This is a genomic window from Tatumella sp. UCD-D_suzukii (assembly GCF_000611875.2).
In the GTDB taxonomy this organism is placed as follows: domain Bacteria; phylum Pseudomonadota; class Gammaproteobacteria; order Enterobacterales; family Enterobacteriaceae; genus Tatumella; species Tatumella ptyseos.
Genome location: NZ_JFJX01000029.1, coordinates 1 through 18,516, shown reverse-complemented (window position 1 = coordinate 18,516; position 18,516 = coordinate 1). Strand labels below are relative to the sequence as shown.

General features: G+C 50.5%; 14 protein-coding genes and 1 pseudogene. 7 read left to right on the top strand and 8 right to left on the bottom strand.

Features of this window, described 5'->3' with window-relative positions; translation table 11 throughout:
• Positions 1–7 precede the first annotated feature (7 nt).
• Positions 8–1,156: an N-acetylglucosamine-6-phosphate deacetylase gene (gene nagA, locus CG67_RS06425; protein WP_025902145.1), complete on the bottom strand. Its 1,149-nt coding sequence runs from the start codon at positions 1,154–1,156 to the stop codon at positions 8–10.
• A gap of 58 nt (positions 1,157–1,214) precedes the next feature.
• Positions 1,215–2,015, bottom strand: a complete 801-nt coding sequence (nagB, locus tag CG67_RS06420) for a glucosamine-6-phosphate deaminase (protein ID WP_025902144.1) — start codon at positions 2,013–2,015, stop codon at positions 1,215–1,217.
• Between the two features lie 335 nt (positions 2,016–2,350).
• Between nagB and nagE the strand changes: the two genes are divergently transcribed.
• From nagE to CG67_RS06400, 4 genes and pseudogenes are all read left to right on the top strand, one after another.
• The gene (gene nagE / locus CG67_RS06415; RefSeq protein ID WP_025902143.1) at positions 2,351–4,387 is read left to right on the top strand and encodes an N-acetylglucosamine-specific PTS transporter subunit IIBC; all 2,037 of its coding nucleotides are present in this window, start codon (positions 2,351–2,353) and stop codon (positions 4,385–4,387) included.
• Between the two features lie 151 nt (positions 4,388–4,538).
• On the top strand, positions 4,539–6,206 hold the full coding sequence (gene glnS, locus CG67_RS06410; protein ID WP_025902142.1) for a glutamine--tRNA ligase: 1,668 nt from the start codon (positions 4,539–4,541) through the stop codon (positions 6,204–6,206).
• A 317-nt stretch (positions 6,207–6,523) separates the two neighbouring features.
• Positions 6,524–7,918: an OprD family outer membrane porin gene (locus CG67_RS06405; protein WP_025902141.1), complete on the top strand. Its 1,395-nt coding sequence runs from the start codon at positions 6,524–6,526 to the stop codon at positions 7,916–7,918.
• 248 nt (positions 7,919–8,166) lie between these two features.
• Positions 8,167–10,824: pseudogene (locus CG67_RS06400) on the top strand (family 20 glycosylhydrolase).
• 53 nt (positions 10,825–10,877) lie between these two features.
• Here CG67_RS06400 and CG67_RS06395 read toward each other — a convergent pair.
• The 6 genes from CG67_RS06395 to ybfF all read right to left on the bottom strand — a co-directional run bounded on the left by CG67_RS06395 (position 10,878) and on the right by ybfF (position 15,722).
• Positions 10,878–11,369 carry a SemiSWEET family sugar transporter gene (locus CG67_RS06395; RefSeq protein ID WP_025902140.1) on the bottom strand — a complete coding sequence of 164 codons (492 nt, stop codon included), beginning with the start codon at positions 11,367–11,369 and terminating at the stop codon, positions 10,878–10,880.
• Entirely contained in the window at positions 11,366–12,772 is a 1,407-nt protein-coding gene (gene dalD, locus CG67_RS06390) for a D-arabinitol 4-dehydrogenase (protein WP_235501110.1), read from the bottom strand. Before dalD ends, CG67_RS06395 begins: the two co-directional genes overlap by 4 nt.
• Before the next feature lie 301 nt (positions 12,773–13,073).
• Positions 13,074–13,520 (bottom strand): ferric iron uptake transcriptional regulator, encoded by a 447-nt coding sequence (gene fur, locus CG67_RS06385; RefSeq protein WP_025902138.1) that lies wholly within the window; start codon positions 13,518–13,520, stop codon positions 13,074–13,076.
• A gap of 336 nt (positions 13,521–13,856) precedes the next feature.
• Positions 13,857–14,387 (bottom strand): flavodoxin FldA, encoded by a 531-nt coding sequence (gene fldA / locus CG67_RS06380; protein ID WP_025902137.1) that lies wholly within the window; start codon positions 14,385–14,387, stop codon positions 13,857–13,859.
• Between the two features lie 132 nt (positions 14,388–14,519).
• On the bottom strand, positions 14,520–14,795 hold the full coding sequence (gene ybfE, locus CG67_RS06375; protein ID WP_025902136.1) for a LexA regulated protein: 276 nt from the start codon (positions 14,793–14,795) through the stop codon (positions 14,520–14,522).
• Positions 14,796–14,954: 159 nt separating this feature from the next.
• A complete protein-coding gene (gene ybfF, locus CG67_RS06370; RefSeq protein ID WP_025902135.1) occupies positions 14,955–15,722 on the bottom strand; it encodes an esterase in 768 nt (255 codons plus the stop codon).
• Positions 15,723–15,960: 238 nt separating this feature from the next.
• On the opposite strand from ybfF, the gene seqA reads away from it, so the two are divergent.
• From seqA to CG67_RS17390, 3 genes are all read left to right on the top strand, one after another.
• Complete coding sequence (gene seqA, locus CG67_RS06360) at positions 15,961–16,506, top strand: replication initiation negative regulator SeqA (RefSeq protein WP_025902133.1); 546 nt, start codon at positions 15,961–15,963, stop codon at positions 16,504–16,506.
• Positions 16,507–16,535: 29 nt separating this feature from the next.
• Positions 16,536–18,176: a phosphoglucomutase (alpha-D-glucose-1,6-bisphosphate-dependent) gene (gene pgm, locus CG67_RS06355; RefSeq protein WP_025902132.1), complete on the top strand. Its 1,641-nt coding sequence runs from the start codon at positions 16,536–16,538 to the stop codon at positions 18,174–18,176.
• 192 nt (positions 18,177–18,368) lie between these two features.
• Positions 18,369–18,516 (top strand): transposase (locus CG67_RS17390; RefSeq protein WP_160318965.1); only part of this gene is annotated, 148 nt, incomplete at its 3' end.

Here is an 18,516-nt window from a genome sequence, read left to right as displayed (position 1 = left end):
TCAATACTTACCTGCTGAAAACTTCGTTACCATTAACGAACGTTTTTAATATATTAAAATCATGCGTGAAAACAGTCAGGTTAGCGACTTTTCCTCGCTGTAGAGACCCCAGTTGCTTTTCAACGCCTATCGCTCTGGCGGGATAAAGTGTGGCCATACGCAGGGTTTCTTCAAGAGAAATCCCCAGATGCTCAACACTGTTGCGGACAGCTTCAATCATGGTCAGTGATGACCCACTCAGAGTGCCATTTTCATCCACACACAAGCCGTTACGATAGTATATTGTTTTACCGGCAAAAATGAACTGTTCAATTTCTGCCCCTGCCGGTGCCGTAGCATCGGTCACCAGGATCAGCTTTTCACCTTTAATTTTTTTCGCATTGCGGATATTCGCGTAATGAACATGCAGGCCATCGGCAATTACCCCGCACCAGATATCAGGTGAATCGAAAATTGCCCCGATAAGCCCGGGCGCGCGTCCGGCAAATGCAGGCATGGCATTATACAGATGAGTGGCACTGCTGATGCCGGCGTTGAAACCCGCCATGGCTTCTTCATAGGTGGCTTCCGAATGTCCGGCAGAGACGATAATTCCTGCCTCACATAACGCGCGAATATCGTCGGTGCTGACTTTTTCCGGGGCCAGGGTGATTTGTGAAATAACGTCAGCATTATCGCAGATAAACTGCAGTAATGAGGCTGAACAGGGGCGGATCAGGGCTGCGTCGTGGGTCCCTTTCTTAACCGGACTCAGCCAGGGGCCTTCGATATGCAGTCCCAGAGCCTGATGCTGATGGCGGGCCAGCCATTCTTTCATGGTACCGACCGCTTTGAAAATCATCTCGTCGCTGCTGGTAATAAGCGTCGGTAAGAAACTGGTACAACCGGATTTTTCATTCGCCCGCTGCATCGTTTCCAGTGTCGTAAGGCTCAGTGCCGACAGTTCGTCATTAAACTGGACCCCTCCGCAACCATTCAGTTGCAGGTCGATAAAACCTGCTGAAATATTTGCGCCCGCGACATCGGTTTGCGGAATATGAGCGGGCAGGGTTTCTGCCGGGCAAATTTCTTCAATCAGTCCGTTGTTCACCACAAGGGCGTAGTTATCCAGTACCTGAAAGCCGGTATAAATCCGGCCGTTTACTAAAGCATACATACCATGGTCTCCCCGGATAACGCCACCGGTTCCGGCGCTACCTGTATTACTAATCAGTTTAAATATTATGAATATTTTCTGCTTCCATTTCACGGAAGTAATTCAGTGTTTTCACTTTCAGCTCCTGCGTGGCTGGGGCATCGCATACGATGATGGATTTTTCATGTAACTGCAGGCAACTGATGGTCCATAGATGGTTGACATTGCCTTCTACGGCGGCCTGCAGAGCCAGTGCTTTCACCTGCCCGGTGACCAGGATCATAATCTCTTCCGCATCCAGTAATGTTCCGACACCGACAGTCAGTGCATATTTAGGGACCTGGCTGACATCGTTATTAAAAAAGCGGGAATTAGCCACCCGGGTTTCCTGCGTCAGCGTCTTAATTCGGGTGCGCGACGCCAGGGATGACGCGGGTTCGTTGAATGCAATATGCCCGTCATTACCGACTCCGCCCATAAAGAGATGTATTTTTCCGTACTGACGGATTTTTTCTTCATAACGGCGGCACTCTTCCTCAATATCGGGAGCATTACCGTCCAGTAAGTTGATGTTTTCTTCGGGAATATCGATATGGTCGAAGAAGTTTCGGTGCATAAAACTATAATAACTTTCCGGATGTTTTCTGGCTAATCCGACATATTCGTCCATATTAAAAGTGACCACATGTTTAAAACTCACCTCTCCGCGCTGATGCATTTCAATCAACGCCTTGTAGGTTTGTAACGGAGTTCCTCCGGTGGGTAACCCCAGGACAAACGGGCGCTCTGCGTTTGGCTGAAAGGCATTAATTCTTTGGGTAATATAGCGCGCAGCCCAGAGTGCGACTCCGGCAGCAGTGTCCAGCGGGATAAGTCTCATGTATTACCTCAATGAAGTGAGTGAAATCAGTTAACAATACGAGGGTGCCGGTTAAAAGATGACAAACGTCAGACATAATAGCACCGGGTCGCTCTGGTTGTGATGATAATTTGTATTATAAAATAAGTTCCCCGGGTCTGCCAGTGGCACAGGGATTGCAAAATAATTTATGTTGACTTTTATCATGTTTTATCAGGAATTAATTTGCGAAGCGAATTAAAATCCTCATACACTCTGCTCGGGTTCCGGAGCGAATGTTTTTCGGCCCTTACAGGCGATAACGCTCTGCAGATACACCACATAAACAGCTGGTTTATTAGGGGGAAGTAGTGAGTATATTAAGTTATATGCAACGGGTGGGGCGGGCACTGATGGTGCCGGTCGCGACACTTCCGGCAGCAGCTATCCTGATGGGGGTGGGTTACTGGCTGGATCCGGAAGCCTGGGGTGCAGGGAATGCCCTGGCGGCATTACTGATAAAATCCGGATCGGCGATTATCGATAATATGTCGGTATTATTTGCTATCGGGGTCGCCTACGGTATGTCGAAAGACAAAGACGGCGCGGCCGCATTAACCGGTTTTGTCGGTTTTCTTGTAGTGACGACGCTTTGTTCGCCGGCGGCAGTGGCGATGATACAGAAAATTCCGGTCGATACTGTTCCTGCGGCGTTCGGAAAAATCAATAACCAGTTTGTCGGTATTCTGGTCGGAGTACTTTCTGCAGAAGTGTATAACCGCTTCAGTCATGTGGAGCTCCCCAAAGCACTGTCTTTCTTCAGCGGCCGACGATTAGTTCCGATCCTCGTCTCCTTTCTGATGATCCTGGTCGCTTTTATACTGATGTATGTCTGGCCGGTGATCTTTGGCGGACTGGTCTCCTTTGGCGAACATATACAGAAAATGGGGGCGGCTGGCGCGGGGATTTATGCCTTCTTTAACCGTTTACTGATCCCGGTGGGTCTGCATCATGCCCTGAACTCGGTATTCTGGTTTGATGTGGCCGGTATCAACGATATCCCTAAATTCCTCGGCGGCGCTCAGTCGATTGCGGATGGCACCGGGATTGTGGGTATCACGGGCCGTTATCAGGCCGGATTCTTCCCGGTGATGATGTTTGGTCTGCCCGGTGCCGCGCTGGCAATATGGCGTTGCGCCCGGCCGGAAAACCGCGCCAAAGTCGGCGGAATTATGATGGCGGCGGCTTTTGCCTCTTTCTTTACCGGGATCACTGAGCCGCTGGAATTTTCCTTTATGTTTGTGGCGCCGGTGCTGTTCTTCATTCATGCGGTATTAACCGGTATTTCTGTCTTTATTGCGGCGCAAATGCACTGGATTGCCGGGTTTGGTTTTAGTGCCGGGCTTGTCGACCTGGTCTTATCCACCCGTAACCCGCTGGCTACTCACTGGTATATGCTGATCCCGCAGGGGCTGGTGTTCTTTGTTATTTACTATCTGGTCTTCCGTTTCACTATTCTGAAGTTTGACCTGAAAACTCCCGGTCGGGAACTGGCCGTCAGCGGTGATGAATCCGACGGCTATGATGAGGATGTTGACTCGTCTGTCGGCGATGAGTCAGAAACTGAAACCCTGGCCCGCCGTTATATCAGTGCGGCCGGAGGGTCAGAAAACCTGACCACCATCGATGCCTGTATTACCCGCCTGCGCCTTGGGGTCAGGGACACCGGTAACGTCAATGACCAACTGGCGAAAAAACTCGGTGCCGCAGGGGTCATCCGCCTGAATAAACAGAGTCTTCAGATAGTGGTCGGTACCCGTGCGGAAAGTATCGCCAGTGCAATGAAAATCGTGCTGGCGAAAGGACCGGTAGCCGCTGCCGTGGATCCCGGCAGTGCCCCGAAGGTGGCCGCCCCGGAAATGGCGGTACGAAACACTGACATCCCCGGGGTACCTGTCGTGGCGACGCTGGTGGCACCCGTCAGCGGTGAAGTGATTGCCCTGGAAGAGGTCCCGGATGATGCATTTGCCTCTAAAGCGGTCGGTGAGGGTGTTGCCATTAATCCCACCGGGGATACGGTCGTGGCTCCGCTGGCCGGCACCATAGTGAAAATTTTCGCCACCCGCCATGCTTTCTGTCTGGAGTCTGAAGAAGGTGCGGAAATCATTGTCCATATGGGGCTGGATACGGTCTCGTTGCAGGGCGAAGGATTTACCGCGTTGGTCAATGAGGGCGATGTGGTGACAGCCGGTCAGCCGGTATTGAAGATGGATATGGATTATCTGCGGCAGCATGCCCGTTCGATGATAAGCCCGGTCGTGGTCAGTAACAGTGAGGATTACCAGGGCCTGAAGATTCTGGCAACGGGACAGGTCGTGGCGGGTGAAACACCGCTGTATGAAATAAAAGGCTAATCTCTTTACCCGTGACAGAAGGCAGGAAGTGATTCCTGCCTTTTTTTGTCGTTGTTTATCAACAAACGGTTGTTTCCCGACGCTGCTTTGTGGATCATATCCGGTAACTTAACGGGTGACCTGCCCTGATATACGTACTGAGGATATTGAGATGAGTGAGGCAGAAGCCCGCCCAACTAACTTTATTCGTCAGATTATTGACGAAGACCTGGCTAGCGGTAAGCACAAAACTGTGCATACGCGTTTTCCACCTGAGCCGAACGGCTACCTGCATATTGGCCATGCGAAATCTATCTGCCTGAATTTCGGCATTGCGCAGGATTATCAGGGGAAGTGTAATTTACGTTTTGATGATACCAACCCGGTCAAAGAAGATGTTGAATTTGTCGAGTCAATCAAGCGTGATGTGCAATGGCTGGGATACCAGTGGGATGACCAGATCCATTATTCTTCAGATTATTTTGAGCAACTGTATCAGTACGCCGTAGAACTGATCCGGAAAGGGCTGGCTTACGTTGATGAGCTGACTCCGGAACAAATCCGTGAATATCGTGGTTCGCTGACATCTGCGGGTAAAAACAGCCCATATCGTGACCGTAGTCCTGAAGAGAACCTGGCGCTGTTCCGGAAAATGCGTGATGGTGGTTTTGCCGAAGGGACTGCCTGCCTGCGTGCAAAAATCGATATGGCGTCCAGCTTTATGGTGATGCGTGACCCGGTACTGTACCGGATCAAATTTGCGGAACACCATCAAACCGGGGATCAGTGGTGCATCTATCCGATGTACGACTTTACGCACTGTATTTCCGATGCGCTGGAAGGGATCACGCATTCACTCTGTACACTGGAATTCCAGGACAACCGTCGTTTGTACGACTGGGTGCTGGATAATATCTCTATTGAGGTACACCCGCGTCAGTATGAGTTCTCGCGCCTGAATCTGGAATACGCGGTGATGTCCAAGCGTAAACTGACGCAGCTGGTGGCAGAAAATGTTGTAGAAAGCTGGGATGACCCCCGTATGCTGACCGTATCAGGCTTACGTCGTCGTGGCTACACCGCGGCGTCTGTCCGCGAGTTTTGCCGTCGTATCGGTGTGACCAAACAGGATAACATCGTCGAAATGGCCTCGCTGGAGTCCTGTATTCGTGATGATCTGAACGAAAACGCGCCGCGTGCGATGGCCGTTCTTGATCCGGTCCGGGTGGTGATTGAAAACCTGCCGGAAGGCCATAGTGAAGTTATTACTATGCCGAATCATCCTAACCGTCCGGAAATGGGCACCCGTGAGGTGACCTTCAGCCGCGAAGTGTGGATTGATCGTGCTGACTTCCGGGAAGAAGCGAATAAGCATTACAAACGTCTGGTGACCGGCAAAGAAGTCCGCCTGCGTAATGCCTATGTGATCAAAGCTGAGCGCGCCGTGAAGGACGAAGACGGCAACATCACCACTATCTATTGCCAGTGTGATACAGAAACGCTGAGCAAAGATCCTGCTGACGGCCGTAAAGTGAAGGGCGTTATCCATTGGGTCTCGGTCAGTGCCGGTTTACCGGCGGAATTTCGCCTGTACGATCGTCTGTTCAGTGTGCCTAACCCGGGGGCTGAAGACGATTTCCTGTCGACAATTAACCCGGATTCACTGAATATCTGCCACGGTTATGTGGAACAGAGTCTGCAAAATGCAGAAGCCTCTTCACCGTATCAGTTCGAACGTGAAGGGTATTTCTGTGCTGACAGCGTTTATTCCGGACCGGAAAAGCTGGTTTTCAACCGTACCGTCGGGTTGCGTGATACCTGGGCCAAAGCCGGTGTCTGAGTCGTAAAAACGGAGAAAAACGCCACATCAGTGGCGTTTTTTTTTATAAAGAAAATGAGCATGCTTCCGGCATCGCTTTGCGTAATAATCTGTCATTCCCGCAAGTCTCCGCCATTCCTCCCCGGGATTTCTTTTTTGTGAAGCGAATCATAAAACACTGATCTGCTTCAGAAAATCATTGATAATTTTCGTCGCGAAAAATATGCTGCACTGACACCGGATAAATAATAATCCAAGAGAATATAAGATTATTTCTGCTGTTCCGGGGACTCATCAGATAATGAAACGTGCGTTATTATCAGGAAGGAAACCCTCCTATGGAAAAAGGATATCCGGGTAACAGGGCGGGCAGATTGTGCCTTTTGCTGTCCTGTAGCTTTATTTCACTCTCTCCGGAAAGTTATGCCAGCGGTTTTTTTGAAGACAGTCGATTGACCGGTGATATTTATTACTGGCAACGGGAGAGGGATCGTAAAGAAGCTGGTCAAAGTAATTACCAGACAAACCTCTCTCATGGTACCTGGAACGGGCATCTTGATTTTTCATCCGGCACAGTCGGCGGTCTTTTCAGCGCAGAAATTGCGGCATTTACCGCCATCGAGATGATGGAATCTTCCGGCAGTGCACACCCGAATGAAATCGCCTTTTCTGCATCTGACCGGGCTTATTCTGAAGCATGGGGCGGGGATAAAAGCGGTATCAGTCTGTATAAAGCCGCGGGCACCCTGAAATACGGTCCGTTAAACCTGCGTGCCGGGTATCTTCAGCCGCAGGGACAAACCTTACTGGCTCCGCACTGGAGTCTTCTTCCCGGTACTTACCGGGGGGCTGAGGTTCGCTATTCTCCGGAGAATACCGGCGGCGGAGACCTGAAATTATCCTACATGTGGGCGGACCGCTATAAAGCTCCCTGGCATCTGAAACTGGATCGCTTTTATAAAAACGACAGCCGTAGCCGCATCGCTTATCTGCATTCTTTGGGCGCGGAGTATGACTTCAGGAATGGTCTGGTCCTCGAAACCGCGGCGGGGCAGGCAAAAAACTACATCAATCAGTATCTGGCTAAAACCAGTTATACGGTCGATGTAGCGGGATCGCCGTTGACCGGGAGTTACCAGTTTTACGGAGCTCAAAATCAACATTCGCAGGAAGCGGCTAACCAGATGTATCAGGGAATGGCCTGGCTGCAAGCCGTTACCCTGGCGTATCGCTACGGACCGGTGAGCTGGCGACTGGAAGCGACACAGGTCAGCGCTCCGGGGCGGCAGGGTTATTTTTTACAGCGAATGACACCCACTTATGCGTCATCGAATGGCCGGATGGATATCTGGTGGGATAACCGTTCTGATTTTAATGCTCATGGCGAAAAAGCGGTGTTTATCAGCGGAATGTATGATTTAGCGCACCTGAAGTTACCCGGCTTTGCTGTCGGCGCCTCCTTCGTCTATGGCTGGGATGCCAGGCCGTCTTCAGTGAATGACTCGCCTGATCGCTGGTATCGTGCCGGCAATCGTCTGCGGGAGTCGGCGTGGAGCCTTGACGGAATTTATACCGTGCAGGAAGGTCGGGCGAAAGGCACGTTCTTCAAATTACATTTCACCCGTTATAACAATCATTCCGATATTCCTTCCGGGGCCGGAGGATACGCAAATATATTCCAGGATGAAAAAGACATTAAATTTCTCATGGGATTCCCTTTCTCGCTGAAATAAGGAAGGGGACAGAGAATAACGTCCCGCTGGCGCCATTTTTACTGCAACGCACTGATATTTGGTTTTTTTGCCAGTCGGTTCAGACAAACAGTTTTCATTCGTAACAGAAAAAGCCCGGCCGGATGATAAAAATTCTGTTTACACAGTAACGTCAGAAGAGAATGTCGCAGTAAAGAAGCGGAAGTATTCTGCCGGACATTGACCTGGCTTATCCGGTGTTATCAGTTAACGATTAAGGATAATAAGTTATGTTAACCCGTAGATGTTGGTTATCTGCAGTGATCAGTACGATGTTAATTTCAGCCTCTGCATGGGCGGATCAGCAGACGATTGATCAAATGAGCCATTTTGGCGTAAAGGTTGCAGTGGAAGATAATTTTGCTGCGCAGCACGGGGTCAATTGTGCGGCATCAGGCGGAGATTGGGGGTCCTGCTATCAGGCCACGATCACCCTGACGAATCCCGGTGCTGCATTACAAAGTCATGACTGGGCTATCTGGTTTTCTGGTATTCGTCAGGTACTCGCAACAGACAATGACCAGTTCAGAATTACCCATGTTGTCGGTGATTTACATAAAATTGAGCCGACAGAAACGTTCCGGGGGTTCCCTGCCGGAGGCTCTATCGTCTTACCGGTAATAAATGAATACTGGCAGTTATCGCTTTCGGATGTGTTGCCCCGCTGGTATGTCACCTCTTCACAGGGAACACCCAAAGTCATTGCGGCGACTGCCACCGAAAACCTGTCAGAAATAACGACATTACCCGCCAGCCAATGGAAGCGGACGCCGGATGATGCCAACATTTTAATGACGGCGGAAAATCGCTACCTGAAAAACCAGCTAACCTCGCCGGTACCGGCGGCAGAGTTACGTGGCCACATTCTTCCGACACCGCGTAGTGTTGAGATCACTGCGGGCAACGTCAGTCTGAAGCAGGGGATCGCTGCGGATCTGCGGGCTTTGCCGGCTGACAGCGCTAATGTGATCACCGAAGAATTCCGGGAAGCCGGGGTCAGAACCGATGGCAGTTATCCGGTGATCACTGCTATTGATCCCGCGGGGTTCAAAGAAGAGGGGGTTAAGGAAGGTGCTTACCGGCTGCAAATTAGTCAGGAGCGTGCTGAAATTATCGGCTACGATAGCCTTGGGGTATTTAACGGTTTGCAGTCACTGAAGCAACTGATACCCGCGACGGGAGAACCGCTGATCCCGGTCATGAACCTCAGTGATTCCCCCCGGTTTGCCAACCGCGCTATTTTTATCGATGTGGCCAGAAACTTTCATTCAAAGGCCGCTATCCTGCGTACCCTGCAACAGATGTCGCGGTATAAACTGAATATTCTGCATTTACACTTATCAGATGATGAAGGCTGGCGAATTGAGATCCCGGGGCTGCCTGAACTGACGTCTGTCGGGGCAAATCGTTGCCATGATGTCTCTGAAACACGCTGTCTGTTACCGCAACTGGGGTCCGGCCCCGATACTTCAACGACCGGAAGTGGTTACTTCAGCCGTGAGGACTATATTGAGATCCTCCGGTATGCTAATGCGCGGCAAATTACCGTTATCCCTGAAATTGATATGCCTGCTCATGCCCGTGCGGCTGTGATCTCCATGGAAGCGCGGTATAAAAAGCTGATGGCCGAAGGGAAAGTCAGCGAGGCTAACCAGTATCGCTTACAGGAAGACGGTGATGACTCTTCTGTGACGACCGTACAATATTATGATCGTACCAGTTTTATTAATCCCTGCCTGCCATCAGCGCAGCGGTTCGTCAGCAAAATCATGAATGAACTTATCGCAATGCACCGGGAAGCAGGGCAACCACTGGAAACCTGGCATTTCGGCGGTGACGAAGCAAAAAATATCTATCTGGGGCCGGGATATACCGATAAAAATCATCCGCAACCCGGTAAAGGTCAGCGTGATTTGAGCCTGCAGGATAAGCCCTGGGCGAAGTCTGCCAGTTGCCGTCAGCGGATCCAGCAGGGGGAGGTTGGTGACTTTACACATCTGCCTGGCTGGTTTGCACTCCAGGTCAGCCAGCTGGTGCAATCAGCGGGGCTGAAAAATATGCAGGCGTGGCAGGACTGACTGAAAGCCATCAGTTCAGCCAGTGAATTTGCAACAGGAACCGTGACTCTTAACTTCTGGGATCCACTGTATTGGGACGGCGTGAATTCGGCCGGTGAATGGGCAGAGAAGGGGTATCGGATCATTGTTTCTTCGCCGGATTATCTCTATCTCGATATGCCCTATGAAGTTGATCCGCAGGAGCCGGGATATTACTGGGCAACCCGTTTCAGCGATGAACAGAAAATCTTTACCTTTTCACCGGATAATCTGCCCATGAACGCAGAAACATCGACCGACCGTGACGGAAAAGTCTTTTCAGCCACAGGTCAGGGCAGGTGGCCGGGGGCTGCGGGGATGTCGGCCCAGGTATGGAGCGAAATCGTCAGAACCGACGAGCAAATGGAATACCGGCTATACCCGAGGTTGCTGGCCGTTGCAGAAAGAGCCTGGCACAAAGCTGACTGGGAACTGCCGTATCAGCCAGGGAAGACCTTTGAAAAAGGTAAAACCAGGCATGTTAATCAGCAACAACTGCAGGCAGACTGGAACCGCTTTGCGACACTTCTGGGGAGGTCTGTTTTACCGACGCTGGATACTGCAGGTATCAGCTACCGGATCCCGGTACCAGGGGCGCGTATCCGTAACGGGGTGCTGGAAGCAAATACCTCTCTGCCGGGCGTCAGAATTGAATATTCCACCGATGAGGGGCAACACTGGATGGATTATCAGGAGCAGCAACCGCCGGCAGTCACCGGTAAAATTCTGGTGAGGTCCCGCAGCTCTGACGGACTCCGTAGCGGAAGAGTGGTCAGTCTTCAGGCTGACTGATGACGGGCTGTCGCCACGTCCGCCTTTCAACGGAAGTGGCGACAGGAACCGGATTATTTCTTCAGTTTACTGAGGGGACTCATCGATACAGGATCCTGCAGTGAAACAGGATCCTGTTCCGGTAGCGGGGCTTCACCCGGAGTGTAAGGGCGCAGCCTGCGGATCCGCGGACGAAGGATCACACCCGGCATGGCGCGTAACTTACGGCGTAACTGATTTTTAGCCGGACGTTCGTGATAAAGCTTCAGAACAATGACCGAGAATGCCAGTAATGCGGTTAAGCCGTTGGCTGTCATCACGGGGACATCGCTGACGCGGAAGCCGTACCAGGTCCAGCAGGAAACGCCGAAAAACAGTGCAGACCACATCCCCAGCGATAGAGCTTTGGTATCCCGGTTACGGATAATATGCAGTACCTGCAGAAAAAACGAACCGGTGGTTACCCAGGCCGCGACGGTTCCCAGAGCGACAGGCCAGGGAGAAAGGAAATAGGTCGCCAGTAACGCCAGCATCGCGGTAACCACTACAATATAAACACTTTTCATGGCTTATCATCCCCCATTATCTTCAACTGTTGCTGCATATCGTCGATCGTACGGGTCAGGTCTGCGATGAATTTCGGCTCTCCGGCCAGAGACCCTAACAGCTTTTTCTGGCCCGCAAAGGCCGTAACCGGATCAACACTGGCAAAAATTGCTTTGAAATCGACACTACTACACGCTCTGTCCTGATAGTCAAAAGGCAGGGAGTGGTTCGCGACCTTCTGCATAAACAGGAAATATAACGCGACCAGACGTAGCGTTGCCTGCGGTGTTTTCCCCTGCTGATAGCGGGCTTTCAGGGTCGGAACAATAAACTCATGCAGTTTGGCAATACTGTCAGAAGATACCCTCTGACAGGTATCACGTACCCGTTCGTTACCGAAACGTTGCAGCACAGTCTGACAATAGCGGGTTAAATCAATCGGTGAGTCGCCCAGTGCCGGGATGACATCCTGACTGACATACTCAGTGATCCACTGACGAACTTCGGGTAACAGGCTCTGGTCAATATAGTCCTTACCGAGCAATCCTCCGGCCCAGGCAATACCGCTATGGCTTGCGTTCAGTACGCGGATTTTAGCTTCTTCGTAAGGGATAACATCATCTGCAAATTCCACACCTGCCTTTTCCAGCGCCGGACGTCCGGCAATGAAATCATCGCGCATCACCCATTGTGTGAATGACTCACAGCTGACAGGGGCATTGTCATCGTTGATCCCCTGTGCGCGCAGGCGTTGCAACAGTCCGTCATCTGAGGCGGGTGTGATACGGTCGACCATACCGTCCGGGGTACTGATATTCTGTTCAAGCCACCGGGCTAATGCGTCATCCTGACGGGCAGCAACAAATTCTGTTAACCCGCGACGGAAACTTTCTCCGTTACTGCGCAGGTTATCGCAACTGAGCAGCGTAACCGGACCTGCGTTATTCTCCCGCCGGGCAGTCAGGATCTTATAGAGAGCACCATACAGGGTAACCGTGTCTGCGGTACCGGCAAGATCACTTTGTATAGGTGCTGCATTCAGATCCAGATGGCCGTCATCAGTCAGAAAATAGCCACCTTCGGTGACGGTAAAAGAGATTATTCTGGTTTCAGGGCGGGAACCTTCACTGACGACTGCCTGTATTTGCGGGTCCCAGAGGATGACATTACGAATTGCTGAGAGCGTGTGGTAGGCAATATTGCCTTCAGGAGAGATAACTTCGAGTGTGTAACGCCCTTGCTGTCGGGCCAGATGTTTGAGTGTCTGCTGTGTGCTGCTGTTACGAATATTTGCCAGTGAAATAGACCAGAGGGTATCACCGCTTTCATGTAACTCATTCAGATACCAGCACTGATGAGCCCGATGAAAAGCACCTGCACCCAGATGCAGCCAGACCGATTGTTCAGTTCTTTTTGTAGTCAAATGCATTCCTTAATCTGTAACAGATAGTCATAATGTTACTGGTAACCTTAACATGAATATTCGGCAGATTAAAATTACAACAGCAGGGGAAATGACGTTAAGGGCAGGGAATGAGACAGCGGGGTGGTGTTTTTATATTTAAAATCAATTAATTACAATTATAAGAAATTGCTATCGTTATCTGATGACAATAAAAAACCGCGACAATGCCGCGGTTTTGAGCGGATGACCGGGAAGTCACCGGCGAAAGACACTCGCTTTTCCAGCCGGTTACAGGCTGCTATCAACATGACGAAAATGCTTATTTATCGTTATGTAAGGTGTCGTCTTCGCGGCAATCACCCGTAGTACAGTGACCATACAGGTAGAGACTGTGGTTGGTCAGCTTAATGCCAAAACGTTTAGCAATTTCACGCTGACGCTGTTCAATTGACTCATCGCTGAACTCAATAACCTTGCCACAATCCAGGCAAATCAGATGGTCATGGTGCTGCTGTTGGGTCAATTCAAAGACTGATTTACCGCCTTCGAAGTTATGACGCGTTACGATACCCGCATCATCAAACTGGTTCAGTACGCGATACACCGTGGCCAGACCAATTTCTTCGCCCATATCAATCAGGCGTTTGTACAAATCTTCCGCACTAACGTGATGGCATTCAGGTTCCTGAAGAACTTCCAGAATTTTCAGTCTCGGAAGCGTGACCTTCAGACCGGCCTTTTTCAGTGCGGAGTTATTGTCAGTCATGCAGTTATTGTCCTGTTACTTTTGAAAATGACTTTGGCAAAGCGCCATGAAGTTCGGTAATGACCTTATTTTTTTTGATTCATTATAGAACCGAAGTATCGAAATTGAAACTACAGGCCCGGGCCGGTTTTCCCTGAGGAAAGGTCGCGGAACACCGTGAAATGCAGGCCTGTCAGGGATAGTGACAATCTGATACAAAAAAGATATTCCCGGAAATCGCACGAAAGGAAAAATACAAGCGTCGACATCGGGAAATAGCTCAGAGCCCGCTGGTCATTTTAGCCGGCTCTGCAGATGCTGAAGTGAACACTACCACAACTGATACAAAAAACCCTACTAAGCGTTGAGGATTTCTTTCAGTTGCAGTTCATCGGAAATTTGCGCGACCCATTGGCTGACACGTTCGTTGGTCAGTTCAGGCTGGCGGTCTTCATCAATGGCCAGGCCCAGGAAGTGTTTATCATCGGCCAGCCCTTTGGAGGCTTCAAAATGATAACCCTCTGTCGGCCAGTGACCAACGATGACTGCACCTTTTGGCTCGATGATGTCCCGCAGTGTGCCTAATGCATCACAGAAGTATTCCGCATAGTCTTCCTGATCACCGCAGCCGAACAGGGCAACCAGTTTGCCGTTAAAGTCAATGTCTTCCAGAGTCGGGAAAAAATCGTCCCAGTCACACTGCGCTTCACCGTAGTACCAGGTCGGGATCCCCAGCAATAGAATATCGAAAGCGTCCAAATCTTCTTTGGTACTTTTAGCGATGTCGTGCACTTCAGCAACGTCTTTACCCAAGTGTTTTTGGATCATTTTTGCGATGTTTTCAGTGTTACCGGTATCGCTGCCAAAAAAGATGCCTACGATTGCCATGTGGGGTTAACCTCTTGAATCTTAAAATCAGATGAATGTAATTTCCGTACAGATGCGCGAATAATAGCAGACCTGAGATGTGGGCGGTACTTGTAAACGAGTCAGATTTATCCCTGAGTGCGCAACACAGATTTAACGCTTTTTCAGCTGCGCCAGGATGATTTGTTCGATGAGTTCGCTGCGACTCAACTGTTGTTCTGCCGCCAGTGAGTTCAGTGCATCGACCACATCACTGTTCATTTTAAGCTCTACCCGCTGTAATCCGCGCACTCTGTCCCGTTTTAGCTGGTTGCGTTTATTTATGCGTAACTGTTCGTCACGGGAAAGCAGACTGGTTTTAGGACGACCGGGTCTGCGTTCATTCGCGAATAAATCGAGCGTAGTACGATCCGTATTTTCTTTTGCCATGATTTTTGAAACTGAACACCTGCGATGTATCAGATACACGCAGCATAGTGATGAATGAATACGGTTATCATGCTAAAAGCACACGATAAAATTTTAGCGCGCAATCATACTCCAGTGAGATGACAGACGCCAATGTTAAAACGCGGCCAGCCCCTGATTTCAGGTGACGGACATAAAACGTCGCACAGCACTGATGACGGCATCAGGCTTTTCTGCATGCACCCAGTGACCCGCACCGGCAATAATATGGGCTTTTGCTGCCGGGAATTGAGCCAGAAGGGGCTCCCGATAGTGATTATCCAGATAAGAGGATAAGGCACCCCGAATAAAGAGGGCAGGGCCAGGCCAGGCAGGACACTCTTCCCAGCCGGAAATGGTCGTGTAATTATCCCAAAGTGCAGGAACATTGAATAACCACTCTCCCTGACGGAATGACTTCAGCAGGAAATTAATGACCATGTCATCCTGCAGCAAAGGACGCATTAGTTGCGCTGCAGCTTCCCGTTGGGTGATACCCGCTTCGCTGACGGCCTGCAGTGCTGCAAAAATAGCATCATGCCGACGGGTCTGATAATTGACGGGGGCGATATCAATAATTACCAGTCGCTTGACCCGTTCCGGTGCCAGGGCTGTCATCGCCATGGCTATTTTCCCGCCCATGGAATGGCCTATCACATTCACCTGATCCAGGTGATGGTTATCCAGCGTCTGCAGCATATCCTGCGCCATGACCGCATAGTCCATCCCGGCGGCTCGCGGAGAACGGCCATGGTTACGGACGTCCACCTGTAATACTGTCCTGTGCGGATGCAGGCTGCGGGCCAGCACACCAAGGTTATCCATACTGCCAAAAAGGCCATGGATCAGCAGAACAGGGGATGATTCTTCATCAATTTGTGCAGATTGCAGACGACTGTTTAAAATCATGGCAAAGTTCTTACGGTTGGACCCCGGGCTTGGGGTATCATGGTTTACTATTCAGGAAATCCGGCAGGTGATTTTAAGGCATATTCTGACTTTTACGTGAACGGTAATTCAGTTCTACCTGCTTGTCTCTGTTTAAATTTACAATCAACTGGTAATTTACCGGGGCAGAATATCAGATTATTTCCGGTATACTGCCATTATTCGGAATTTTACATTAGCCATAACAGTACGGAAAAAGATGAAAACGATTGAAGTAGACGATGAGCTTTATCGCTATATTGCCAGCCATACACGTCATATCGGCGAAAGTGCCTCCGATATTTTGCGCAGAATGCTTAAAGTTTCTGAGCAGGCAATCACTGATACCTCCGATAAAAAGGCTGACAGTAAGGAAACTTCGCTACTGGTCAGTGCGCGTGCTGAAACGCGCCCGCAGGATCGTGTTCGTACCGTGCGTGAGTTGTTATTGTCCGATGAATATGCGGAACAAAAGCGCGCCGTTAACCGCTTTATGATGGTGCTGTCGACGCTTTATAGTCTGGATCCCGGGGAGTTCCGTCAGGCAACAACGACGATGCAGGGACGTACACGCGTCTATTTCGCCGGTGATGAGCAGACGCTGTTACAAAGCGGCACCCATACTAAACCGAAACATATTCCGGGAACACCTTACTGGGTGATCACCAATACCAATACCGGCCGCAAATGCAGCATGATCGAACACATTATGCAGTCGATGAAGTTTCCTCAGGAACTTGCTGACAAAGTTTGCGGGACTATTTAATCCGAACTTAGCGTTAGGGAGAAACGGCAATGGCCAGTCACCCACGGGCAGGGCAACCTGCTCAACAGAGCGATCTTATTAATGTCGCGCAACTGACATCACAGTATTACGTGCTGAAACCGGATCTGTCTGACAGTGACCATGCAGTGAAATTCGGCACTTCCGGTCACCGTGGCAGTTCCGCGCGTCAGAGTTTCAATGAGACGCATATTCTGGCGATTGCCCAGGCGATTGCGGAAGAACGCAGCAAAAACGGTATCACCGGGCCTTGCTATGTCGGGAAAGATACCCATGCGTTGTCTGAACCGGCGATGATCTCCGTACTGGAAGTCCTGGTCGCTAACGGGGTGGAAGTGATTGTCCAGCAGGACAATGGCTATACGCCGACCCCGGCTATCTCTAACGCAATCCTGCAACATAATAAACGTGGTTCAGCGCTGGCCGACGGGATTGTCATTACACCGTCGCATAACCCGCCGGAAGACGGAGGGATTAAATATAATCCACCGAATGGCGGCCCGGCAGATACCAATGTAACTAAAGTGGTTGAAGCCCGTGCGAATCAGTTAATCCGGGACTCTCTGAAAGACGTAAAACGCCTGACTCTGGCGGAAGCCAACACCCGCGGACTTATTCGTGAAGAGGATCTGATCCAGCCTTATGTGGAAGGGCTGGCGGATGTTATTGATTTTGATGCTATAAAAAAAGCGAATCTTACGCTGGGCGTTGACCCGTTAGGTGGCTCCGGGATTGCCTACTGGCAACGTATCGCTGAACATTATCAGTTGAATATTACGCTGGTAAATGATGCTGTCGACCAGACATTCCGCTTTATGCATCTGGACAAAGACGGAGCGGTCCGTATGGACTGTTCGTCTGAATGTGCAATGGCGGGCCTGCTGGCTCTGCGCGAGAAATTTGACCTGGCGTTTGCTAACGACCCGGATTATGACCGTCACGGCATCGTTACCCCGTCCGGGCTGATGAATCCGAACCACTATCTTGCGGTAGCGATCCACTATCTTTTCCGCCATCGTCCGCAATGGTCTGCTGATGTCGCCGTCGGTAAGACGCTGGTTTCCAGTGCCATGATCGATCGGGTGGTAGAGGATATCGGTCGTCAGCTGATTGAGGTTCCGGTGGGCTTTAAATGGTTTGTTGATGGTCTGTTTGATGGCAGCCTGGGTTTTGGCGGCGAAGAGAGTGCCGGGGCTTCCTTCCTGCGCTTTGACGGTACGCCGTGGTCGACAGATAAAGACGGCATCATTATGTGCCTGTTGGCGGCAGAAATTACTGCAGTGACCGGACTGAATCCACAGCAGCATTATGATGCACTGGCGGATAAATTCGGTTCTCCGAGCTACAACCGTATTCAGGCACCGGCAACCACGGCCCAGAAAGCGGTGCTATCAAAGTTATCACCGGAAATGGTGAGTGCGGATATCCTGGCCGGTGACCCGATCATCGCCCGACTGACCGAAGCACCAGGTAATGGTGCGGCGATTGGTGGCCTGAAAGTTATGACTAAAAATGGCTGGTTTGCTGCGCGTCCTTCCGGGACCGAAGATGCTTACAAGATTTATTGTGAGAGCTTCCTGGGAGCTGAGCACCGCGAAAAAATCGAAAAAGAAGCCGTTGATATCGTCAGCGACGTACTCAAAAACGCCTGATGACGATCAGAGAAATAGATTTCAAAAGCGCCCGTTGGGCGCTTTTTTTGTATCCAGAAAACCCCCAGCTAGGCTGGGGGTTCCGTAAAGCTTTCAGCTTTGGGCCGTATATAAAAACCCCTTTTGATTTGTTAAAACACCTTGCGGTCTGGCAACTGCAAAGGTTCAACAGGAAATCAAAAGGGGGTCCCAATGAGGGACGAAAAGAGCTTAGCGCATACCCGATGGAACTGTAAATATCACATAGTTTTCGCACCTAAGTACCGAAGGCAGGTCTTTTATGGAGAGCGGCGAAGGGCAATAGGGAGCATTTTAAGAAAGCTGTGTGAATGGAAAAATG